We start from the raw sequence: 23,780 nt of genomic DNA on the forward strand, positions 1-23,780 counted from the left end.
TTCCCGGGAAAAAATAGGTACAAAAAAACCCGCGTTATGCGGGCTTGGTGTCGTCTTTCCTTGAGATATCACTCATCACACCGCCCGCTATTGGGAGTGCCACCACCAGTTAATCAGTGCTGTTTGTTGGATGAGGTTATGCTGTACCATGAAGACGAAATCCATTTGAATAAGTAATCGTGTACTAGTTAACTAGTATATGTTGGCGAAGTCAAGCAACAAATAGAAGAAAATGAATGCTATTTGATCTACATAGCCACACAACAGCGTCGGACGGACGCTTCACACCGGAAGACTTGGTTAAGCGCGCGGTTGATTTTCGCGTCAATGTGCTGGCGATTACCGATCATGATACGGTGGCAGGGCTGGAAGAAGCCAAAGCAGTCATCGCCCGTGACAATCTGCCGTTACACATCGTCAATGGTATTGAAATATCGACGGTTTGGGAAAACAAAGACATCCATGTCGTCGGTCTCAATATCGATCCTGAGTCTCCTGAATTGCAGAAACTGATCGTAGAGCAGTCAGCGCGCCGCGATGAACGTGCAGTACAAATTGCAGAACGCTTGGAAAAGCAGCGTATGCCCGGCGCGCTTGAAGGGACAAAAGCGCTGGCAGGTGATGTTGCGCTTACACGCGCCCACTTTGCCCGTTGGATGGTGGAGCAGGGGCATGTGAAAAACATGCAGGCCGTATTCAAAAAATATCTGACCCGCGGCAACCCAGGTTATGTACCACCAAGCTGGTGTACGATTCAGGAAGCCGTTGATGTTATTCACAAAGCGGGTGGTCAAGCCGTGCTGGCTCACCCTGGTCGGTATAAACTTACCGCTAAATGGCTGAAACGCCTGCTTCAGGTTTTTGTTGATGCAGGTGGTGATGCAATGGAAGTTGCACAGCCACAACAATCGCCCAATGAACGTCGTCTGCTGGGCGACTACGCTATTCAGTTTGGGTTAGCCGGCTCCCAAGGCTCTGATTTTCATTACCCCTCACCGTGGCTGGAGTTGGGTCGTAACTTATACTTACCGAAAGGTTGTAAGGAAGTCTGGGAAAACTGGTCTTTGCCCGAGATTGCCGAGGCAAAAGTGCCTCATGAGGAGGAAGTGTGAGCCAATTCTTTTACGTGCATCCCGAGAACCCGCAAGCACGTCTTATCAATCAAGCTGTTGCGATTGTTCGTAACGCTGGCGTGATTATCTACCCAACGGATTCTGGTTATGCGCTTGGTTGCCAATTGGAAAACAAACAAGCACTGGAGCGAATCTGTCGAATTCGTCGACTGGACGACAAACATAACTTCACGCTGATGTGCCGTGATTTGTCTGAACTGTCGGTTTATGCGCGCGTCGACAACAGTGCTTACCGCCTGATTCGTAACAACACGCCGGGTTGTTACACTTTCATCTTGAAAGCGACCAAAGAAGTACCTCGTCGACTGATGAACCCTAAGCGTAAAACCATCGGTATCCGCGTGCCGGAAAACCAAATTGCGCTGGATTTACTTGAGGCTTTGGGCGAGCCGATGATGTCCACATCGCTGATATTACCGGGGAATGAACATACAGAGTCAGATCCGGAAGCAATCCGCGACCAGTTGGAACATGCCGTCGATTGTATTCTCAACGGTGGTTACCTGGGGGAACAGCCAACCACGGTTATCGACCTCAGCGAAGATGAGCCTGAAATTCTCCGTCGTGGTACAGGCGATACCTCTCCTTTCGAATAGGCTAGAAAGAGACAAATTAAAAAGGGCAATTTGGCGAAAACTCTCAGTTAAATAAAATCGCTGAGTGCAAACGAAAATTGCCAGATTCAGCCATTATCGATTCCGTGAAATTATGTGGTGTCATTGTGTGCATTTTGGCATAATACGCCGTTGCCTTAGATCCGCGCTCAGTCGCGCCTCCAAAGGTTTTCTTTCCGACATCGACGCCTGTGAAGGCGACAGTAAGGTAGTTAGTCAATGAGCGAAAAATTACAGAAGGTGCTGGCCCGTGCAGGTCTTGGTTCACGTCGTGAAATCGAGGGCATGATTCAGTCTGGCCGAGTGAGTGTTAACGGTGTAGTAGCAAAACTGGGTGACCGTTTGGAAGACCTGGATGCTAACGTACGTGTTGATGGTCACCATGTGCAAATTTCTGCGTCTTCTGAACAAGTTTGTCGTGTTCTGGCATACAACAAGCCTGAAGGCGAATTGTGTACCCGCAGCGATCCGGAAGGTCGCCGCACTGTTTTTGACCGCCTGCCACGCCTGAATGGCGCGCGTTGGGTGGCAGTAGGCCGTCTGGACGCAAATACCTCAGGTCTTCTGCTTTTCACCACAGATGGTGAATTGGCAAACCGTTTGATGCACCCAAGCCGTCAGGTGCAGCGCGAATACATGGTGCGTGTATTCGGCGAAGTTAACGAAGAGATGGTCCGTAATCTGGTTCGAGGTGTTGAACTGGAAGACGGTGAAGCACGTTTCGAAGACGTGGTTTACGCAGGTGGTGAAGGTTCAAACCACACCTTTTACGTGGTGATCACTGAAGGTCGTAACCGCGAAGTACGCCGTCTGTGGGAAACTCAGGGCGTGACTGTGAGCCGTCTTAAGCGTGTTCGCTATGGTGATATCTACCTGAGCAAAGAACTGCCCCGTGGCGGTTGGATGGAGCTTGAACTGAGCGATGTGAACTACCTTCGCGAGATGGTAGAACTGCGTGCAGAACAAGAAACCATGATCGACCCAGAAACCAAGAAACGTAAAGCGCGCGCGCAAAAGATTCGTCGTGCAGTGCGTCGCTATGAAGAGCGTGTTGAGTCTGGTGAAACCCGCAAGCCACGCAACCGTCGTGGTGGTCAAGCAGCTGGTAACCGTACCCGCACAGGTGGCGGTCGTCCAGGTAAACCTGGCGCAAACCGTTCCGGTCAGTCTTCTACTCGCCAGAAGAAGGCAGGTGGAAACAGAAAACCACGTTAATGGTTTGTAATATATAAAGAAAAAAGCCAGCAGAGATGCTGGCTTTTGTCGTTTTATGGTATCTAGATGCTTTATTTCGGCTGAGCATCAATACACTGACCATTCACGTCTTTACCCTCAGGTGCCATCAGGTAAAGGTATAGCGGCATGATATCCAGTGGTGTCTTTAGGTTGTTGGCATCTTCGGCAGGGAAAGCTGAGGCGCGCATTTTAGTGCGAGTACCGCCGGGATTGATGGCGTTGACCTTCACCGTGGTGTTGCTGAGCTCATCAGCCAGCACCTGCATCATGCCTTCTGTTGCGAATTTAGAGATAGCGTAGGTACCCCAGAACGCGCGTCCTGAATGCCCTACCGTCGATGAGGTGAAAACGATACGGCCATCTTCAGATTTTTGAATCAAAGGCATCAGCGCTTGTGTCATCAGGAATGTCGCTTTCACGTTCACCTGCATAACTTCGTCGAAGGCTTTTTCTTCTATTTGATCGAATGGGCTCAGTACACCCAACATGCCTGCGTTGTGTAAAACACCGTCCAGATTTCCGAATTGCTGCGCGATGGTGTCGGTCATATCCAGATAATGCTGGCGGGTTGCACCCATCATATCGAGTGGAATGATCGCTGGTTGCGGGTAACCTGCGGCTTCGATTTCGTCGTAAACGCTTTCCAGCTTCTTCACTGTGCGTCCCAGCAAAATGACTGTTGCACCGTGTTGTGCGTAACTGATGGCAGCCTGGCGGCCAATACCGTCGCCTGCGCCGGTCACCAGAATCACTTTGCCATTCAATGCGTCGGCTGCTACTTGATACTCCACGTTACAATATCCTTTTCATTTTGATCTTGCGTGCCTGCTAAACTTGCCACTCGTCATCATACGAGTGAAAGACACTATTGTAAGCTCGCATTTTAAGGCTGCTTGGGAAGAAGAAACAACCTAGCGATGTAAAGAAAGCGACATACGAGGTTGTTCTATACCCAAACTACCTGAAGGTGCTGGATTTCAGAGGTCATCGGCATGTTCAATACGAAACAAATTTTAAGATGAATAGTGGTTCTATTGTCTTGAAATTTGCTGAAGTAGTGAGCTTGCCGATGGCTTCCCGAAGGGCGAAGAATAATCAGGGGTTCTTAATGGTTTTGAACATGCTTTGAGCTGTCAACGATACGGGCTGGTATAATCGCTGAAACCTGCAACTTCGGGTTGTTTGGGTATCTATGTCTAGTAGAATGGCGCAATAGATAAAAATCTGTGCTCAATAAAAGTACACAGAAACAACAATAAACGAGGAACTAAGTTTGGAATTCTTGCTTGATTACGGCCTTTTCCTGGCGAAAGTGCTGACCTTTGCAGTCGCCGTGATCGTCGTGCTTATTATTGCTAAAAGCGCTGGCGGAAAACAGTCTCAAAAAGGTGAGTTGGAAATCACTAATCTGACTGAAAAACATAAAGATTTAGTGCATTCGATGGAATCGCATCTCTACGATGAAGCGGCATTAAAAGCGCGCGACAAAGCAGATAAAAAAGCGGAGAAAGCGAAGGCTAAAGAAGCCAAGATTGAAGCGAAGAAAATGACAGATACGGCAACGCTGGAACAAAGCCGTAAACCACATGTTTTCGTTTTGGATTTTAAAGGCAGTATCGATGCACGTGAAGTCGCTGCTTTGCGTGAAGAAGTGACAGCAATTCTGGCTGTTGCCAAAGAGGGTGATGAAGTGCTGGTGCGCCTTGAAAGTGGTGGCGGTATGGTTCACGCGTATGGCCTTGCTTCTTCCCAACTTGATCGCATCAAGCAGGCAGGTATTCCTTTAACAGCTGCGGTGGATAAAGTGGCTGCAAGTGGCGGTTACATGATGGCATGTGTGGCAGACAAGATCGTTGCAGCGCCTTTTGCCGTAGTAGGTTCCATTGGTGTGATTGCACAGTTGCCAAACTTCAACAAACTGCTTAAAAAGCATGACATTGAATTTGAGCAGCTAACCGCAGGTGAATTCAAACGCACGTTGACCATGTTTGGCGAAAATACCGACAAGGCGCGTGAGAAATTTGTTAGCGAGTTGGAAGAAACTCACACACTGTTCAAAGACTTTATTGCCGACCACCGTCCATCGTTGGATCTTGAAAAAGTGGCTACTGGTGAGCATTGGTTTGGCAATCAGGCACTGCCACTGGGATTAATTGACAGCATTGGTACCAGTGACGATTATCTGGTGTCGGCAGTGAAAGAAAAAGATGTGCTGGGCGTACGTTATGTTCAACGTAAGAAACTGGCAGAGAAACTGGCCGGTGCATCGGCAGAAGCGCTAGACCGCGTGCTGCTGAAGTGGATTAGCCGCGGTCAGCGACCAATCGTTTAGGAGTAAAAATGAACAATCAAAAGTGGGCACTGCTCTCGTTTGAAGGCCGGATGCGACGCCGAGATTACTGGCTGTACAGCGTCCCGGTATTGATTATGGTGCTGCCAACTTTCTTCTATCAGGGCGGGAATGTGGTGCTTGATGCACTGGCATTGGCGATTTCACTGTTTGCCATTTATGCTTCTATCGCGCTGAACATCAAACGGCTGAAAGACAGAAACAAGAGTCCTTGGTGGATTATTGTGACTTTTCTGCCGTTGGTAGGTCCTATCTTCGCGCTGGTGGAGTTAGGCATTCTTGATGGAACGCCGGGTCCAAATCAGTTTGGCCCAGATCCGAAAGGACGCGGTCAGAAGCCGGGCTCTGGTGGCGGTGATGATGTCCATCAGGACGAGAAAAAAGACACAGCAGTGTTTGAAGGTTAAAGATAAAAATGCCACCGAAAGGTGGCATTTTTATCACCGAACGCAACGTTTTACTGAATCGTATATTGTTTTGACAACTGGTGTGCCAGGTACTTAAACATATTAAAAACGGCAGTGGTTTTAGGGGTTGGCAGTCCGTTGTCGTCTAAAAAATACTCCCCTTTGAAGACCATGACACCGGCTTTTTCTTCGACAGAGTCAGTGTTCATGCCTTCTATGTAAGCATCATGCTCACGGATCATTTCGTTTGCGATTTTCAATAAATCGTCGGCGCTGATAGGTGTTTTCTCAGCCATTTTCTTCTCGATTCGGGTAGTGAAATGAAGGGGCATTATAGCGCTGGGAAAGGAAAAAACAGTAGGTTTGAACAAAGCCTCATTATTTTGCGGCTTCCGCTACTTATTGTGAGCCAAGCCAGAAAAATTCGAAGCGAAATGGTAAAGATGCTTCGGTCAATGGTAATGATTAGCGCGCCTGCCTGCTTTGGCCTGCACTTTAAGTCATGCTTTCTTAGCAATGACGAATAGAGGGTAAAAGTGCAGCGCTAAAGGGCTAGCGGTCTAAGATATCCTCGACTAATAAAAGTGAGACGGCAACATTTCCCTGATAGTGCAGACTTGTTGTTAACAAATGAACAACAACTGGGGAAGCAGCGACCAATCAGGGGAAATTAGATAGAAACTGGTTGATATTCGGATCGAGTCGCTCAATATTAAAAAAAGCGTCAGCATGGCACTGGAGTTGGAAAGCTCATCGATTGCCTGCGATCTGAATGAATTTTATGAATGAGAAACGCGAGGGCGTATTGGGTCACTATGGGTAAATCTCTCGTTATCGTGGAGTCCCCGGCAAAGGCAAAAACGATCAATAAATATCTGGGCAAAGACTTCATCGTTAAATCGAGCGTAGGTCATGTCCGAGATCTGCCTACCGGTGCCGCGCAAGGCGGCAAGAAAGCAACGCCAGTTTCAACCAAAGGGTTGAGTGCGGAAGAGAAAGAGCGCATCAAAAAAGAGAAAGACAAAAACGCGCTGATCAACAAAATGGGTGTCGACCCATACCGCAACTGGAAAGCAAATTATCAAATCTTGCCGGGCAAAGAAAAAGTCGTGCAGGAACTGAAAACGTTGGCAGAGAAAGCTGACCACGTTTATCTCGCAACGGATTTGGACCGCGAGGGAGAGGCGATTGCCTGGCACTTGCGGGAAATCATTGGCGGTGACGAAAGCCGCTTCAAGCGCGTTGTGTTTAACGAAATTACCAAAAACGCAATCCAGCAGGCGTTCGAAGCACCGGGCGAGCTGAACATGGATGGCGTAAATGCTCAGCAGGCGCGTCGTTTCCTCGACCGTGTTGTAGGCTTTATGGTGTCTCCGCTGCTTTGGAAAAAAGTCGCGCGTGGTTTGTCTGCAGGCCGTGTTCAGTCAGTTGCAGTGAAGCTGCTGGTTGAGCGTGAGCACGAAATCAAAGCCTTTATTCCAATGGAATACTGGGACATTCACACTGACACCACCACGGCGAGCCAAAATGCGTTACGTCTGGTTGTTGCCCAGCAAAATCGTGAAGCGTTTAAACCGCTGAACGAAGAGCAGGCAATGGCAGCAACGGCGGCGTTGCAGAAAGCGACTTACAAAGTGGTTGACCGTGAAGACCGTCCAACCTCAAGCAAGCCGTCTGCACCATTTATTACCTCGACGCTGCAACAAGCGGCGAGCACCCGCATGGGCTTCGGTGTTAAGAAGACCATGATGCTGGCTCAGCGTCTGTACGAGGCAGGTTACATCACCTACATGCGTACTGACTCGACCAATCTCAGTAAAGAAGCGGTTGAAGCTGCGCGCAGTTTCATTGGCTCTGAGTATGGTGACAACTATCTGCCATCTTCAGCGAATGTGTACGGCTCAAAAGGTAATGCACAGGAAGCGCACGAAGCGATCCGTCCTTCAAGTGTGGATGTGAAAGCTGATGATCTTCAGGGCATGGATCCAGACGCACATCGTCTTTACGACCTTATTTGGCGTCAGTTTGTGTCTTGTCAGATGGTGCCAGCGAAGTACGACTCCAGCACCATTACTGTGGAAGCAGGTGAATTTACCCTGAAAGCAAAAGGCCGCACCTTACGCTTTGATGGTTGGACACGTGTTCAACGGCCGATGGGTAAAAACGAAGACACCACGTTGCCACATGTTGATGTGGGCGAGATTCTGTCTTTGGAAAAAGTGGATCCGAAGCAACACTTCACCAAGCCACCTGCACGCTACACTGAAGCTGCACTGGTTAAGGAACTTGAAAAGCGTGGCATTGGCCGTCCATCGACTTATGCAGCGATCATTTCTACGATTCAGGATCGTGGTTATGTGCGTGTAGAGCAGCGTCGTTTCTACGCAGAGAAGATGGGTGAGATCGTGACAGACCGTCTGGATGACAGCTTCGCTGATCTGATGGACTACGACTTCACAGCACGTATGGAAGAGCATCTCGACCAAATCGCGATGGGTTCAGAAGATTGGAAAAATGTTCTGAACAACTTCTTCAAAGACTTCACTGGCGATCTTGAAAAAGCAGAGCTGGAAGAAGGTGAAGGTGGCATGAAGCCTAACAGCATCGTTATGACCGACATCGACTGTCCAACCTGTGGCCGTAAGATGGGTATCCGTACTGCATCGACCGGTGTATTCCTCGGTTGTTCTGGTTATGCACTGCCGCCGAAAGAGCGTTGTAAAACCACCATCAACCTGATGGATGAAGAAGGCATCGTTAACGTTCTTGAAGAAGACGTTGAAACCGCAGCGCTGCGTGCGAAGAAACGTTGTCCGAAGTGTGAAACGGCGATGGATGCTTACCTCATCGACCAAGACCGCAAGTTGCACGTTTGTGGTAACAACCCAAGTTGTGATGGCTATGTGGTTGAGAAAGGTGAGTTCAAGCTAAAAGGTTACGACGGCCCGGTGGTCGAGTGTGACAAGTGTGGTTCCGACATGGTGCTGAAAAACGGCCGTTTCGGTAAGTACATGGATTGCACCAGCGAAACCTGTAAGAACACCCGTAAGATCCTGAAGAACGGCGAAGTCGCGCCACCGAAAGAAGATCCAGTTCACTTCCCTGAACTGCCTTGTGAGAATTCAGACGCGTACTTTGTGCTTCGTGACGGTGCATCAGGTCTATTCCTGGCGGCAAGTAACTTCCCGAAATCGCGCGAAACCCGTGCACCTTTGGTTGAAGAACTGGCACGTTTCAAAGAACGCCTGCCTGAGAAGTTCAAATATCTGGCAGATGCACCATCAGAAGATCCAGATGGTCGCAAAGCAGTGGTCCGCTTTAGCCGTAAGAGCAAAGAGAACTACGTGCGTACCGAAGATGACGGCAAGCCTTCTGGCTGGACGGGTCTGTTTATCGACGGTAAGTGGGAAATCACTGACAAACGCAAGAAGAAGTAATCTCTTCACGCTAAAACGAAAAAGCACCTTCGGGTGCTTTTTTTGTGCCTGTTCCGAGCCTTAAGGCAATGACAATGTTATTTTTGGCGTAGGCTGGTTAGAGGTAGTTCGACAAGGAGAAAGTCATGGCATTAACCCCATTTCATGTCGCCATTCCAGTGCGACACTTGGAAGAATCCCGACGTTTCTATGCGGATGTCCTCAATTGTGGAGAGGGGCGCAGCAGCGATGAGTGGGTCGATTTCAATCTCTATGGTCACCAACTGGTGATTCATCATGATCCAAATATTGGTGAAAACAACACACTCAAGCTTCATCACAATGCTGTTGATGCCAAGTCAGTGCCTGTTCCGCACATTGGTGTTGTGCTGGAAATGGAAGACTGGCAACAACTGGCGGATAGATTGAAATCCAGAGGCGTCGAATTTGTGATTGAGCCCTACATCCGTTTTGTTGGCCAGCCCGGTGAGCAGGCCACCATGTTTTTCCTTGACCCAACCGGTAACGCGCTCGAATTCAAAGCCTTCAAAGACATCGAAGGCAAGCTGTTTGCCAAGTAAACCCGACTACTTGCCGCATGCGCTTTCAACCTGACGCTCATACGGCGTGATTGAAATCGGCTTTGCGTTCCCAATAAACTGTTCCAGTTCCGCCACGCAGGAGCCGCAGCCGGTTCCTGCTCCCGTTGACTCACCCAGCGATTTCACAGAACAAACGCCACTGTTATCGATGGCATTCTCAATGTCTGCTTTGGTGACCTTTTTACAGGTGCAGATGGTTCGTGATTTTGCTTTCAGCGTGCCGGCAAGAAAACCATGCATGATTTCCGGTTCAGCTTCGGCTGACACTAACTGGGAAATATCCGGTTGAGATCCGGCTAGCGACGATGGATATATCGCAGCAGCAAGTTCAAATTCTCCTGACTGAAGAGAAACCACCCGTTGCGTCTCGCCACTGGATGCAGTGACCAGAGTAGGCTGTTCATCATCTATCAATGCAGCCAACAAATCTTCCAACTCCAATGTTTTGACGGTTAGCTTGAGTGAATACAAGATACCGCTATCACATTGCTGTGATACCCAAAAAGCAGCGGGGATAGCATTGAGTTTTGTTTTATCCAACGGGGATCTAGAAACAATCTGCGCATCGAGATAGGTTTTTACCGATTTAACCTCTACAGGCGTCGCTTTGAACTCAGGCTGGCCGGAGAACGGATCCGTGTTGGAAGGAATGACAGTGCACACCTTGCCATCTGAACAGTTGGTATGTGTCCAGTGAATAGGGGCATAGCATTGCCCGACGGAAACGGTACTGGTCACTTTAGCAATGAAGATTTGTTCACCAATGCTACTGATGACTTTCGCCAAATGACCATCCTTAATTCCACGATCGGCTGCGTCAAAGGGGTGAATTTCAAGCTGAGGTACGCTGTCGTTCTCTGAAAGCGACGGAGAGAGCCCAGAGCGGGTCATGGTATGCCATTGGTCTCGAATTCGCCCAGAGTTCAATATAAGCCCATAGCGCTCGCTTAAAGAGAGTGCGGGTGGTTTGTAATCAACAGCAACAAACCTGCCTTTGCCATTCGGCGTCGCATAGTTCCCATCGCCGAATAGACGTTCCGGGCAAACACCGTCTTTTGCAGGCCATTGCCTAGGCGCAAAAGATTGGTAATTTTCTGGTGTCATACCTGAAAGGCTTTCCAGCGTCAGGGCACGTGCGGTTGGTGTACCGACTTCATTCCCCAATCGGGTTTGTTCTACATACTCGTTGAAAATATCCATTTCCGAGCGGTAGCTGAACTGCTGTTCAAACCCCATTTTCTTTGCGACTTCGCTGACTATCCACCAGTCGGGTTTGCCCATACCTGGAGTAGGCAACAAGCGACGCTGACGAGAAATCCGGCGTTCGGAGTTGGTGACAGTGCCTGATTTTTCGCTCCAACCTTGTGCAGGGAGGCGAACATGGGCGTACTTCAGAGTGTCATTACTTTCAACGCAATCAGAGACGACAACATAGGGACAACTGGCGAGGATCGCATTAATCCGGTTACTTTCCGGGAGACTGACTGCCGGGTTGGTTGCCATCACCCAGAGAGCTTTAATCTTTCCTGTCTCAATTGCTTCGAACATGTCCATGGCTTTGAGGCCAGGCTTTGACGCAAGGTTAGAGGTATCCCAAAATTCGCTGAGCAGTTCTGATTGTGCTGGATGACCAAATTCCATATGTGCGGCCAGCGTGTTGGCCAGGCCGCCAACTTCACGGCCTCCCATGGCGTTGGGTTGTCCAGTGATTGAAAACGGCGTGGAACCCGGCTGACCAACCCGACCTGTTGCTATATGGCAGTTAAGAATGCTGTTTACTTTGTCTGTGCCGCTGGTGGATTGATTCACACCCTGTGAATACACAGTCACGGTTTTCGGTGTTGAGCGGAACCACTGGTAGAAGGTTTCAATATCGGCTGTCTTGAGGCCAGTAGCCAAAGACACAGAGGTGATGTTTGAGAAACGCTTGGCGAGCTCTAATGCGCCATTAAAACCTTCGGTATGCTGATCGACATATCGCTGATTAATCTGATTCAGTTTGGCCATATAGGCGAGTAAGCCGTTGAACAACGCAATGTCAGAGCCCGGGAATAATGGAAGGTGAAGGTCAGCAATTTCGCAACTTGCTGTTTCCCGTGGGTCGATGACCACGATCTTAGTGCCATGACGTGCTTTTGCAGCTTTAAGGCGTTGATACAAAACCGGGTGACACCATGCGAGGTTTGAGCCCGTGAGAATCACAAGGTTAGCAAGCTCCAGATCTTCATAGTTGCCGGGCACTACATCTTCGCCGAATGCGCGTTTGTGTCCGACGACAGAAGAGGCCATACACAGCCGGGAATTGGTATCGATATTGGCGCTGCCGATAAAGCCTTTCATCAGCTTGTTGACGACATAGTAATCTTCGGTCAATAGTTGTCCCGATACATAAAAAGCGACCGAGTCTTGCCCATACTTGGCGATGGTATCGCTGAAGGTGGAGGCGACATGGGAGAGCGCGTCATCCCATGAGCAATCTTCGCCATGAACTGAAGGGGAGAGCATGCGCCCTTGGGTAGTGATGGTTTCCCCCAGCTTTAAGCCCTTTGAACAAAGCTTTCCTAAATTTGCCGGATGTTCTTCATCACCGCGAACTTCCAGTTTTCCATTCGCTTGTACTTTGGCCTCAATGCCACAACCTACTCCGCAATATGCACACGTCGACTTTATCCAACTGGAATCATTATTTTTAGTCATTTTATTCCTCTTGAGATTCTCTTATCTCTATTCGAGGGAATAAAGCAACTCTCACGCCAACTACTCATTGTTTAATATGATTCTTTTTATTTGAGTTCTTATTTAATGAAAACCAATCAATAAGTATTAGAAAAGTTTTAAATATTTCCTTTCACTGAAATAGTGCTAAATAATTCACATTGATAATTTGCGCAATAACAGTGCATTAATGAAAGCTCAATGCACTACTTCGAAGCGAAAGATCTATTTTAAATCTACTTTTTGTTCCGGCTATCTTAAGCTTCTAAGTGAAAATATAACTTTTAAAAACATGACTTTATATCACGATTTTAAATCTAGGTTTTCCTAATGGCACTCTAATTGCTCTAGTGAAACGAATAACACGTGACATGAGGGGCAAGGATGTCCACCGTTAAAATTACATCTTTCAAACGAGGGCACGTCTTATTGGTAGGGGCAGGACCAGGTGATCCAGACTTGCTGACCATTAAGGCACTTCGCTGTATCGAAAACAGCGACGTCGTGGTTTACGACAGACTCGTCAGCAAAGAAATCATCGGGCTGATCCCAGAGGGTGTCGAGATGGTGTATGTGGGTAAAGCAAAAGGAAAGCACAGCGTTCCTCAGAGTGAAACCAACAAGCTACTGATTGAACTCGCCAGCCGCGGCAAGAGAATTTGTCGTTTAAAAGGCGGTGATTCTTTTGTGTTTGGTCGCGGTGGTGAGGAGATGTTAGAGCTGCACCGTGAGGGTATATCTGTAGAAGTTGTGCCGGGTATCACCGCAGCGTCAGGATGCACCAGCTATGCAGGTATTCCTCTGACACATCGGGGCCTTTCTCAAGGGGCAACTTTCGTCACGGCTCATGCTGAAAAAGAGCTCTCCATCAACTGGAAGGCCTTGGCCTCGCTGAATCACACGCTGGTGTTTTACATGGGCTTGTCGAAGGTGGGGCAAATTGCTCAGTCACTTAGTCAGCATGGTCTGTCTACCAGCACGCCGGTCGCCATTATTGAGAATGGCTGCACCCCGCAGCAGCGGGTTTTTACCGCCGATTTGCATTCAATTGAAGCCACCATTCAAGGAGAGGGCGTCAAGTCCCCTGCGCTTGTTGTGGTGGGTGAGGTCGTCACACTTGCTGATGAGCTCAACTGGTTTATCTCTCAGGCTGAAACACAGCTAGAGAAGCTTTCTGCATAGGGAATAATAATGGAAAAGAAACGCATCGTTGTCGTTGGTAATGGCATGGTTGGGCACAGATTTATCGAGGAGTTGTGTGACAAAAATGCTGAAGGCACCTTTGAAATTACGACCTTCTCGGAAGAGCCAAGACTGGCTTATGACAGGGTTCAGCTCAGTGGCTATTTCAGTGGGAAATCTGCAGATGATTTGATGTTAACCAGTGAAGAAGCCTACGACGAAAAAGGTGTTCATTACTTCCTGAACGAAAAGGTCACCGCTATTCGCGCTGAAAACCACTGCGTTGTGACAGACAAAGGCAGAGAAGTTTTTTACGACAAGTTAGTGGTCGCTACCGGTTCTTACCCTTTTGTTCCACCTATTGAAGGTAACGATCAGCCACATTGTCATGTTTACCGCACCATAGAAGATTTAGAGGCGATTGAAGCTTCTGGTAAACAAAGCGAATCAGGCGTCGTTATCGGTGGTGGCTTGCTTGGGCTTGAAGCCGCAAACGCCCTGAAATGTATGGGCGTTGACACCCATGTCGTGGAGTTTGCTCCGAGATTAATGGCCGTTCAGCTGGATGAGGGCGGTGGAGAATTACTCAAAGAAAAAATCGAATCTCTGGGCGTTAAAGTCCACACCGAAAAAGCCACCAAATGCATTACGGCGGGTAGCAATTCGCGCTATAAACTGATGTTCGCAGATGGCTCTGAGCTTGAAACTGACATGATTGTTTTCTCTGCAGGTATCCGTCCGCAGGATGAGCTTGCGAGGGAGTTTGGCCTTGAGATTGGTGAGCGTGGCGGGATTGTGATTAACGATCAGTGTCAGACCAATGAAGAGGATGTTTACGCCATTGGTGAATGTGCGCTGTGGCAGGGCAAGATCTTTGGTCTGGTGGCACCGGGCTACCAAATGGCCAAGGTGGCTGTCGCCAATATTTGCGGTGAAGAAGCGGCTTTCAAAGGCGCTGATATGAGCACCAAGCTCAAGTTGCTGGGTGTTGATGTGGCAAGTATTGGTGATGCGCAAGGCAACACGCCTGGCGCGCAATCTTACACGTATGCAGACAGCGTGGAGCAAATCTACAAACGCATTATTGTCTCTGAAGATGGCACCAAACTGCTGGGTGCTGTGTTGGTCGGGGATACCGAAAGTTACCCAACTCTGCTGCAAACCATGTTGAACGACATGCCATTGCCAGAGTACCCCTCAGTGTTGCTTCTGTCTGACGGTGCGGCTTCTTCTGACTCTGGCGCTGCTGGTGTTACAAACCTCCCTGATGAAGCACAAATCTGTTCTTGTTATGACGTCACGAAAGCAGACATCAAAGCAGCCGTTGTCGCGGGTTGCACCAACATGGCAGATCTTAAAGCGGAAACCAAAGCATCAAGCGGGTGTGGCGGTTGTTCAGCACTTGCCAAGCAGGTGATGGACGCAGAGCTGGCAGCGCTTGGCCATGAGGTAAACAACAACCTTTGTGAGCACTTCCATTACACCCGTCAGGAACTTGCTGACATTGTCCGTATCAAGAAAATCAAAACGTTCGACGAGCTATTAGACAGCCATGGTGAAGGACTGGGCTGTGACGTCTGTAAACCTGCTGTCGGTTCGATTCTGGCGTCTTTCTGGAATGACTATGTATTGAAAGAAGAACACATGGGCTTGCAAGACACCAATGACATCTACCTCGGCAACATGCAAAAAGACGGGACGTATTCCGTCGTGCCTCGCGTGGCTGGTGGTGAGATCACGCCGGATAAACTGATTGTACTGGGTCAGGTGGCTAAGCAGTTTGATCTCTACACCAAAGTGACCGGTGGTCAGCGTATCGACCTTTTCGGTGCGCAACTTCATGAACTGCCTGAGATCTGGCGAATTCTGGTCGACGCTGGTTTCGAAACCGGCCATGCCTACGGGAAATCCGTGCGTACGGTGAAGTCTTGTGTTGGCTCGACCTGGTGTCGTTACGGCGTGGATGACAGCGTGGGTTTCGCGATTGATATCGAGAACCGCTACAAAGGCCTGAGATCGCCGCACAAGCTGAAGTTCGCTGTATCGGGATGTACCCGCGAGTGTGCAGAAGCGCAATCAAAAGACATCGGTATTATCGCGACAGAAAACGGCTGGAACCTCTATGTGTGCGGCAATGGTGGTATGCGTCCGCGCCACGCTGACCTGTTCGCATCAGACCTGGATAGTGAAACCCTGATTAAATACATCGACCGCGTGTTGATGTTCTACATCCGAACCGCAGACCGCTTGCAACGCACGTCAGTTTGGCTAGAAAACCTCGAAGGAGGATTGGACTACCTGCGTCAAGTGGTGATCGAAGACAAGCTCAACATTGGTGAAGAGCTGGAAGCAGAAATGGCGGCAAGCCTGGGTAACTATCAATGCGAGTGGAAAACCACGATTGAATCACCGGAGAAACTCAAGCGCTTCAAACATTTCGTTAATAGCGAAGCGCAGGATGAGAGTTTGAAATATCAAACTGTTCGTGGTCAGCGTATTCCTGCTGAACTTGCATCGCAAAGTATCGATATCGTCACGCTGGAAAGTTAAGGAGAAAGCAATGAGCCAGTGGCAAACCATTTGTGAAAAGTCTGACTTGGTCAAAAACACCGGCGTGTGCGCGTTGTTGGAAGACAAGCAGGTGGCGGTATTTCTTTGTGGCCGAACAGACTCGCTATATGCCGTTGATAATTATGATCCAATCGGCAAAGCGAATGTGCTTTCTCGCGGAATGATCGGCTCGATAGGTGACAAAACAGTGATCGCCTCACCGCTCTATAAACAGCATTTTTGCTTGGATAGCGGTATTTGTCTGGAAGACGAAAACGTATCGATCACGACCTACCCAGTCCGTTGTCATGAAGGTGCTGTGCAACTGAGTCTGGTTTAAATATTTATTCCCCTGATTACCCAATCAGGGGAAGTTAAAAATTTTCAAATTAAGTTTGCTGTGATTCAAACATCACGGCACAGGGATTGTTTGTTTGAAGAGGAAGTCAATAATGTCATCTAGTGACAAGTTCAATATATTTTCCTTTACCGGAAAAATGAAAATTCTCCATTTAAGTTGGTTCGCGTTCTTTATTACCTTTGTGGTGTGGTTTAACTTTGCGCCATTGCTGCAATCAGTAAAAGAATCGCTCGGATTAACGACCGCAGAAATTAAAACTCTGCTTATTCTCAACGTTGCTTTTACCATTCCAGCGCGTGTTTTAATCGGTATGCTCACGGATAAATATGGCCCGCGGCTAATCTACTCCTTACTACTCGCTATCTGTTCTATCCCTTGTTTTGTTTTCGCCCTCTCAGATAGCTTCGTTCAGGCTGCCATTGCCCGTTTCGCCCTGGGTCTCATCGGTGCAGGTTTTGTTATCGGCATCCGTCTGGTATCTGAGTGGTTCCCACACAATGAACTGGGCACTGCAGAAGGTATCTATGGTGGTTGGGGTAACTTCGGCTCAGCAGCCGCTGCATTCACCCTGCCAACCGTGGCTGTGATGTTCGGTGGTGAAGATGGCTGGCGTTACGCTATGGGTATCACCGGTTTGATGAGCCTGGCTTTCTCCTTCGTGTTTTATCGTAACGTGACGGACACGCCAAAAGGTGCAACCTACTACAAACCAAAGAATGGCGGTGCAATGGAAGTCACCTCAAAGGGTGATTTCTACCTGCTGCTATTCATGAAAACCCCAATGTATGGCGCACTGGCACTGTTGGCTTGGAAACTTTCGCCAAGCGGTATCGGCATGTTCTCAGATACAGCCGTATACGGCATCTATGCGGTACTTGCGGGCATCTACCTGTTTGATGCTTCCCAAGTGTGGAAAGTGAACAAGCACGTCTTTAAAGAAGAGGTGCCGGAAATTCACCGCTACCAATTTAAGCAGGTTGCTGTGCTTAATGTGCTGTACTTTGCGACCTTTGGTTCTGAGTTGGCTGTGGTTTCAATGTTGCCATTGTTCTTCTCTGAAACCTTTGAACTGACCCCTGTAGTGGCGGGTATGGTGGCATCCGCTTATGCATTTATGAACCTGATGTCACGTCCTGGTGGCGGCTGGTTGTCTGATAAATTCGGCCGTAAACCAACACTGCTTATCCTCACTGCGGGTCTGGCATTGGGTTACTTCGTGATGGGTCAAGTCGACAGCGCGTGGCCAGTTTGGCTGGCGGTTGTAGCGGCAATGGGCTGTTCGTTCTTTGTACAATCCGGTGAAGGTGCAGTATTTGCGGCCGTGCCACTGATCAAGCGTCGTATGACGGGCCAAATCGCAGGCATGACAGGTGCTTATGGTAACGTGGGTGCAGTGACTTATCTGACGATATTGTCGCTGGTTGATTACAGCACTTTCTTCTACATCATTGCAGGCACCGCGGTTCTTGGCTTTGTGACGCTACTCTTTATGGAAGAGCCGTCAGGCCAGATCGCTGAAGTGAATGATGATGGTTCAATCACCATGATTGATGTGGCGAAAGCATAAATATGAAACCAGAGTTTCATGAACAGGCAGCGTCGTATGGCGCTGCCGGCACTGAAAACGGGGAGACGCAGGAAGCGGCTTCCCGTTTGATCGTTCGTGCTGGTGGCAGCTCTGTTGCAGGGCGCAAGCCACCTAATCAGGACGCTTTTGCTGTTTACTTGCCCAAAAAGGCAAGTGAGCTGAAACACAAAGGTGTAGTAGCGGCGATAGCGGATGGTGTCAGCACCAGTGAAGTTAGTCAGAAAGCCAGTGAAATGGGCGTGACTGAATTCGTCAACAACTACCTTGATACGCCAATTACCTGGCCAGTGAAAGATGCCGCTGGAAAGGTGATGAAATCTCTCAATTACTGGCTTTACCATCATGGACAACAAGCGGGCACGCAAGCCAGTGCCATGGTGGCGGCTTTTTGCTCGGTGATTGTGAAATCGAATACCGCCCATGTTTTTCATGTCGGCGATTGCCGCGTCTACCTTTGGCGTCAGCACAGACTGACCCAGATTACGCAGGATCATCGACACTACCAAAGTAAAACTCAACACCACTTAACCCGCGCGCTGGGTATTGATAGCCACTTGAATGTGGATTATCAGCCCGTTGCACTAGAGCGTGGTGATCTGTTGTTTCTGGCGACAGATGGCATTCATGACACCATGACAGAGCGGGAAATCGCCCAGCGTCTTTACGCTTCCGATACCACGTCTGATCTCGAACACTTAGCGGCATCGTTTGTTGATGATGCTTATAAGTTGGGCAGCGATGACAACATCACATGCCTGTTGTTGGCTGTCGATTCGCTTCCCGCTGCAACCTATGGCGAAGCGCTTCGCGATTTATCAGAAAGAAAAATTCCGCCTGTTTTGAAAGAAGGACAGAAGATTGACCACTACACAGTAGCGAGGGTGCTTTACAGCGGAAGCCGGAGCCATATCTATCTTACGCGCAGTGATCTGGATGGTCGTCAGTATGTATTGAAAATGCCATCGCTCAACTTTGCGGATGATGCGGTTTATCTTGCGGGCTTTATACGGGAAGGGTGGATTGGTGAACAGGTGAAATCACACGGTGTGATGAAGATTCATCCGCCATCGAGTTATTCGCCATACCTCTATCATGTCTGCGATTACATCGAAGGTGTCACACTCAGACAATGGATGATCGATAATCCAACGCCGACGCTCACTCAGGTTCGTACGCTGGCAAAAGGAGCTATTCGAGCGGTTCGGGTGCTTCAACGTCTTTCGGTGGTTCATCGCGACATCAAACCGGACAATCTCATGGTCGACAAAGATATGAATGTGACTTTGATTGACTACGGCACTGCGCAATCAGCAGGCTTGGAAGAGCTAATGGGTAGTGAGGAAGAAGGGTATCCAGTCGGTGACTTAAACTACGCGGCACCGGAATACCTCAAAGGCAACAAAGCCAATTTCTCTTCTGACTTATTTTCATTAGGTATGACAGTTTATGAGCTTTTGACCGGACATTTGCCTTACAAAGCTGTGAATACCTCCAACCCCAGAGCGGCAAACCGTCAAAACTATGTGCCAGCAACGGTCTATTGTCCTGCTGTGCCGGATTGGTTTGATGAAGCACTCAAAAAAGCCTGTCATCCGATCCCGAAAGCTCGCTATCAGGCGCTCTCTGAATTTGAACAGGATTTGATGAAGCCAAATCCTACGTTTAAATCTTCTAATGAAAACAGGCCGCTTTTAGAAAGCGACCCGTTGCGTTTCTGGAAAGGGCTAAGCCTTATCCTGTTCTTGATTGTTCTGGTGCAGTTTATTTTTCTTATTGGTTAGCTCGCCTGTGAAATCAAATCTTCGACTTCATCTTCATGAATTGGGCGAACAATTCTGTCTATTTCCAATCCATCTTGGAGCAGGATCAGTGTTGGCCAGAGCTTCACTTTAAAGGCTCGACCTAAAGGCTTGCCCTTGCCGTCATAAACTTTGGTGTGAGGGAAGGGGGCTGATTCCAACACGGCCTTTAATGCGGGTTCAGCTGCCTGGCAGTGCCCACACCATGGTGCACCAAACTCTAAAATAGACACACCCTTCTGGTCGGTGACATCTTCAAAAGAGGGGGCGTCTTCGCTGTATTCGGGATTGAAGCCTGTTTCTGTGGCGCGTATAGACATACTGTCCTCCATGACATGATGAATAAGGGTCGAACCAATCGACCCGTTATCACTAGGATATTACGTCCAGCGCTTAATCGCATCTGCCGTGTCGCTTGGGTTGGTATTGAAGCAAATCGTCGCTTGTGGCGCTGCTTTGTGTACTGCATTTACCAGCTTTTCAAACACCAGAAAATGGTCTTCATCGCGGCGCACACCTGCGCCAATCAGCACGCAGTCATAAGGTTTGCCAGTGAGTGCTTCAGTCGCCGCATCAAACGCAGTTTCACCGTCGCGGATGTAGTGTAGGTCGACAGCATATCCGAGGGTGAGAAGTCTATCGCGATCGCCTTCCAACGCTGCGCGCAGCTTTTCCGCTGTCATACCCGGCCACTTATCGTAGTTCACCACATCTGGATGCCAGCCAAACAGCGCCACTTTCTTGTTATCCATCATCGTATTCTCCTTTTAACATACTTCGCTAATGTACCGCTGAACCGGGAAATTAACTGTTCTAAATACGATAAAAAAAGCGAGCAGACCGACGGACTGGCTACCTGCTCGCAAGGTTGTTTGGGTATAAACAGTTTGTGTTTGATATGGAACTAAGTGAGGTCTCGAAGGGGTTCCCACTCACCGTCGTTGTCGCGTGATCGAACTGCTGCATAAACAAATGCCATACCGTATGCGCCGTCTTGAACGGTTGGGTTCCAGAGGCTCAATGGTTCTGGGGTTTCGCCAGTCAGATCATCAACGATGTTGGAGGCAAAGTCGTAGTAGAGGTTGGCAAATGCCTCGCGATAGCCCTCCGGATGACCGATAGCGACATGGGAAACACGCTCTCCCGCACCTGAAAGACCTTTACCACCTTTTGTCAGCACATAAGCAGGCTTATCGATAGGGCGGACTGTTAGCTCATTAGGTTGCTCCTGATGCCATTCCAAGCCGCCTTTGGTGCCATAAATGGTAAAGCTCAAACCATGAACACCGCCGGCTGCGGCTTGTGTGACCCAGAAGATGCCGCGTGCGTTATTGGGGTAGCGAAGCAATATGCCGCAGTAATCATCTGCCGTGCGTCCATCGACCAATGCCGTCACATCGGCGCTCAATGAACTGGCTTCCATGCCAGCAACGTAGCTGGTCAAGTGATAGCTATGCGTCGCGATATCGCCAAGAATCAAGGAAGGGCCAGCAAGCTCTGGCTTCATATGCCAGTTAGAGCCAGCAAGCTCAGATTCTGTCAGCTCTGCCAAGTGCCCCTGAACGTAATTACTTTGCACCATTGTGATGTCACCGATCACACCCTGTGCTACCATTTCACGCGCTTGACGCACCATGGCATAACCGCTGTAGCCGTAGGCGACGCAGTAACGTTTACCCGACGCTTTAACACGCTTCACCAGGTCAGCAGATTCATCTTCGGTCATGGTCAGAGGTTTTTCGCAGAACACGTTGAAGCCTGCGTCTAATGCGCGGCATGACAGTTCATAGTGACTGTTGTTGGGTGTCATGATAGCGAGTGCATCTATGGGTTCATCCGCGGCAGCTTCTCCGGCGAACAAGGCATCCGGGTCGCCATAAGGGCGTGCGATACCCATGGATCTGCCAGCAGCAATTGAGCGCTCCGGGTTTGAGGAAAACACACCCGCGACAACATCAAACTCTTCATGCATGGTGGCAGATGATCGGTGAATGGAACCAATAAAGGAAGCTGGCCCGCCGCCTATCACGCCAAGTCTTAAACGCCGTCCGAGCTTTTTATACGCCTTGCTCATCGTCACTCCTTGTCTACTGCCAGGAGCGTGAGCACTCGCATGGCTTCTTGCTTCAGTGCAGGCACGGCTTTGCCCGCGAAATATTGTTTATCAAATTTATTCGGTTCTTCAGCCATGGCTTCACGAATTGCGTTACCAAAGGCCATTCTAAGTGTCGTTCCCACGTTGAATTTACCGATTCGGCGGGTTTTGAGTTCGCGAAGATCAGCTTCAGTGATACCTGTGGTGCCGTGAATCACCAGAGGTAATCTGGTGGCCGCTTCGATCTTATCAAGCAGGGGGAAATTAATTGGGCTTCCCGCTTCTGTCATGCGATGGACATTACCGACTGAAACCGCAAGCACATCAATACCGCTTTGCTCGGCGTAAATACGTGCTTCTTCCGGGTCGGTAAATTCGGATTTGATGTGGTCGCGACCTTCCTGATAAGGCACAGAGCCAAGTTCACCTTCAACGGAAACACCAACAGCATGGGCCGCATCAGCCACCGCTCTTGTCCGGCGGATATTTTCTTCGAGAGGTAATTGTGAACCATCAAACATCACCGAACTGAATCCGGCGTGAATGGCGCGGTACACGATGGCTTCGTCATAGCAATGATCGAGGTGAACCACCACAGGTACAGAGCTGACATGTGCCATGGGGAGCAGCATGCCCGCCATGGATTCCACACCGGCGAGATCCACCATGTCTTTATTCACGGCGAGGATCACGGGTAGGTTCAGTTCCTCAGCGGCGGCGATAATCGCCTGCGCTTCTTCAATACCAAACACGTTACAACAAGGCACCGCGCCTTGGGACGACGCGGCTTCCGGCATAAGGTCGTTCAGGGTAACTAGCATCCTTGTCTCCGTTATTGCAGGGTAAACAGACCCTAAGCGTTACTTGAACTTGGCGACCATGTCCTTGATGCCGGGAATCGTGTGTACCTGATACTCATGATGAGGGTCGAAGTACTGCACGAGAGACTTACTCTTTTCACCCACAATGATGGTGAAGTAATACATCTCATAACCCGGAGCGGCGACGGAAGGGTGATAGCCTTTGTCTATAGCGATGACGCTTCCGGTTCTGACGTGGTAGACAGGTCCATAGTCGTTTTCGTGCTCATATAGGAATTGTGCCCCAAACCCGTGACCCGGATTGAATCTGAACTGGTACACCTCTTCGTAACGCGTTTCTTGCGGCGGCCGTTCTTCATCATGTTTGTGGGGAGGAAATCCTGACCAACCTCCTGCGCCGACAGTAAACAGCTCGCTGACGAGCAATCGCCCGCGTTGGCCTGCGTTTTTCTGTCCGAGGATATGTTTGATTTTTCTGTGTGTTTTAGTGTCATCGCTGCCGTATTGCACTTTGTCTGTGTCTTCGGGCTGGATAGCGAATGGGGTGAGTTTCTCGCTGTTTTCTTCCGGCTCATAACGTCCTCCGGCTATCAATACATCGGCATTCTCTGAAACACAGGTAATGGTAGCTTGACTACCTACAGGCACATAGACAGCGGCGGGATCACCGTCCCAAACTGACGCACGTTTGCCTATGCTGCTGAATGTTTCACCATCCACGGTGATATCGCAGGTGCCTCCGGCCAAGACCACGGCTGATTCGTATTCGTTAAGTTGGTAGCTGTACTGCTCGCCCGAAGCCAATTTGACCGGGTTGAAATAGCAGAGGGGTGTGGTGTCGTCATCGATACCGATAACTGGCTCGTTACGGTTATCAAATGGCGCTATGTGTTTTCCCATGGTTAACTCCT

20 protein-coding genes and 1 other annotated feature are annotated in these 23,780 nt (G+C 49.2%); of the genes, 12 read left to right on the forward strand and 8 right to left on the reverse strand.

What is annotated here, in order from left to right:
* Positions 1 to 19: 19 nt before the first annotated feature.
* Positions 20 to 114 (reverse strand) — a sequence feature (Trp leader region).
* Between the two features lie 122 nt (positions 115 to 236).
* From rnm to rluB, 3 genes are all read left to right on the forward strand, one after another.
* Entirely contained in the window at positions 237 to 1,112 is an 876-nt protein-coding gene (gene rnm / locus K6Q96_RS05915; protein WP_251878600.1) for an RNase RNM, read from the forward strand.
* Positions 1,109 to 1,729 (forward strand): L-threonylcarbamoyladenylate synthase, encoded by a 621-nt coding sequence (locus tag K6Q96_RS05920; protein WP_251878602.1) that lies wholly within the window; start codon positions 1,109 to 1,111, stop codon positions 1,727 to 1,729. Before rnm ends, K6Q96_RS05920 begins: the two co-directional genes overlap by 4 nt.
* A 237-nt stretch (positions 1,730 to 1,966) precedes the next feature.
* Complete coding sequence (gene rluB / locus K6Q96_RS05925; RefSeq protein ID WP_251878604.1) at positions 1,967 to 2,962, forward strand: 23S rRNA pseudouridine(2605) synthase RluB; 996 nt, start codon at positions 1,967 to 1,969, stop codon at positions 2,960 to 2,962.
* Positions 2,963 to 3,033: 71 nt separating this feature from the next.
* Here rluB and K6Q96_RS05930 read toward each other — a convergent pair whose 3' ends face one another.
* The gene (locus K6Q96_RS05930) at positions 3,034 to 3,774 is read right to left on the reverse strand and encodes a YciK family oxidoreductase (protein ID WP_251878605.1); all 741 of its coding nucleotides are present in this window, start codon (positions 3,772 to 3,774) and stop codon (positions 3,034 to 3,036) included.
* Between the two features lie 482 nt (positions 3,775 to 4,256).
* On the opposite strand from K6Q96_RS05930, the gene sohB reads away from it, so the two are divergent.
* Positions 4,257 to 5,315: a protease SohB gene (gene sohB / locus K6Q96_RS05935; RefSeq protein ID WP_251878607.1), complete on the forward strand. Its 1,059-nt coding sequence runs from the start codon at positions 4,257 to 4,259 to the stop codon at positions 5,313 to 5,315.
* An 8-nt stretch (positions 5,316 to 5,323) separates the two neighbouring features.
* A complete protein-coding gene (locus K6Q96_RS05940; protein ID WP_002540187.1) occupies positions 5,324 to 5,740 on the forward strand; it encodes a DUF805 domain-containing protein in 417 nt (138 codons plus the stop codon).
* Positions 5,741 to 5,790: 50 nt separating this feature from the next.
* Here the strand turns inward: K6Q96_RS05940 and K6Q96_RS05945 are convergent, their stop codons facing one another.
* On the reverse strand, positions 5,791 to 6,036 hold the full coding sequence (locus K6Q96_RS05945; protein WP_046306523.1) for a YciN family protein: 246 nt from the start codon (positions 6,034 to 6,036) through the stop codon (positions 5,791 to 5,793).
* Positions 6,037 to 6,555: 519 nt separating this feature from the next.
* On the opposite strand from K6Q96_RS05945, the gene topA reads away from it, so the two are divergent.
* Together topA and K6Q96_RS05955 are read left to right on the forward strand one after the other, a co-directional pair.
* Positions 6,556 to 9,177: a type I DNA topoisomerase gene (gene topA / locus K6Q96_RS05950; protein WP_062662311.1), complete on the forward strand. Its 2,622-nt coding sequence runs from the start codon at positions 6,556 to 6,558 to the stop codon at positions 9,175 to 9,177.
* 125 nt (positions 9,178 to 9,302) lie between these two features.
* Positions 9,303 to 9,737, forward strand: a complete 435-nt coding sequence (locus tag K6Q96_RS05955) for a VOC family protein (protein WP_165012076.1) — start codon at positions 9,303 to 9,305, stop codon at positions 9,735 to 9,737.
* Positions 9,738 to 9,743: 6 nt separating this feature from the next.
* On the opposite strand, the gene K6Q96_RS05960 is transcribed toward K6Q96_RS05955, so the two are convergent.
* Positions 9,744 to 12,455, reverse strand: a complete 2,712-nt coding sequence (locus K6Q96_RS05960; protein WP_251878609.1) for a nitrate reductase — start codon at positions 12,453 to 12,455, stop codon at positions 9,744 to 9,746.
* Between the two features lie 402 nt (positions 12,456 to 12,857).
* On the opposite strand from K6Q96_RS05960, the gene cobA reads away from it, so the two are divergent.
* From cobA to K6Q96_RS05985, 5 genes are all read left to right on the forward strand, one after another.
* A complete protein-coding gene (gene cobA / locus K6Q96_RS05965; RefSeq protein WP_251878611.1) occupies positions 12,858 to 13,655 on the forward strand; it encodes a uroporphyrinogen-III C-methyltransferase in 798 nt (265 codons plus the stop codon).
* A gap of 9 nt (positions 13,656 to 13,664) precedes the next feature.
* Positions 13,665 to 16,205 carry a nitrite reductase large subunit NirB gene (gene nirB / locus K6Q96_RS05970; protein ID WP_251878613.1) on the forward strand — a complete coding sequence of 847 codons (2,541 nt, stop codon included), beginning with the start codon at positions 13,665 to 13,667 and terminating at the stop codon, positions 16,203 to 16,205.
* Positions 16,206 to 16,215: 10 nt separating this feature from the next.
* Positions 16,216 to 16,545: a nitrite reductase small subunit NirD gene (nirD, locus tag K6Q96_RS05975; protein WP_002540180.1), complete on the forward strand. Its 330-nt coding sequence runs from the start codon at positions 16,216 to 16,218 to the stop codon at positions 16,543 to 16,545.
* Between the two features lie 112 nt (positions 16,546 to 16,657).
* The gene (locus K6Q96_RS05980) at positions 16,658 to 18,133 is read left to right on the forward strand and encodes a NarK family nitrate/nitrite MFS transporter (protein ID WP_251878615.1); all 1,476 of its coding nucleotides are present in this window, start codon (positions 16,658 to 16,660) and stop codon (positions 18,131 to 18,133) included.
* A 2-nt stretch (positions 18,134 to 18,135) separates the two neighbouring features.
* Complete coding sequence (locus K6Q96_RS05985) at positions 18,136 to 19,935, forward strand: bifunctional protein-serine/threonine kinase/phosphatase (RefSeq protein ID WP_251878617.1); 1,800 nt, start codon at positions 18,136 to 18,138, stop codon at positions 19,933 to 19,935.
* Here the strand turns inward: K6Q96_RS05985 and K6Q96_RS05990 are convergent.
* The 5 genes from K6Q96_RS05990 to K6Q96_RS06010 form a co-directional block, all read right to left on the reverse strand.
* Positions 19,932 to 20,273 (reverse strand): thioredoxin family protein, encoded by a 342-nt coding sequence (locus K6Q96_RS05990; protein WP_251878619.1) that lies wholly within the window; start codon positions 20,271 to 20,273, stop codon positions 19,932 to 19,934. The genes K6Q96_RS05985 and K6Q96_RS05990 overlap by 4 nt on opposite strands.
* Positions 20,274 to 20,333: 60 nt before the next feature.
* Positions 20,334 to 20,708 (reverse strand): Rossmann-fold NAD(P)-binding domain-containing protein, encoded by a 375-nt coding sequence (locus K6Q96_RS05995; RefSeq protein WP_251878621.1) that lies wholly within the window; start codon positions 20,706 to 20,708, stop codon positions 20,334 to 20,336.
* A gap of 149 nt (positions 20,709 to 20,857) precedes the next feature.
* Positions 20,858 to 22,027 carry a Gfo/Idh/MocA family protein gene (locus K6Q96_RS06000; protein ID WP_251878623.1) on the reverse strand — a complete coding sequence of 390 codons (1,170 nt, stop codon included), beginning with the start codon at positions 22,025 to 22,027 and terminating at the stop codon, positions 20,858 to 20,860.
* Between the two features lie 2 nt (positions 22,028 to 22,029).
* Positions 22,030 to 22,869: a class II fructose-bisphosphate aldolase gene (locus K6Q96_RS06005; protein WP_251878625.1), complete on the reverse strand. Its 840-nt coding sequence runs from the start codon at positions 22,867 to 22,869 to the stop codon at positions 22,030 to 22,032.
* Positions 22,870 to 22,908: 39 nt separating this feature from the next.
* Positions 22,909 to 23,769, reverse strand: coding sequence for a 5-deoxy-glucuronate isomerase (locus K6Q96_RS06010; protein WP_251878627.1), 861 nt, complete (start codon positions 23,767 to 23,769; stop codon positions 22,909 to 22,911).
* Positions 23,770 to 23,780: the final 11 nt, after the last annotated feature.

This window comes from Grimontia kaedaensis (assembly GCF_023746615.1).
GTDB classification, from domain to species: Bacteria; Pseudomonadota; Gammaproteobacteria; order Enterobacterales; family Vibrionaceae; genus Enterovibrio; species Enterovibrio kaedaensis.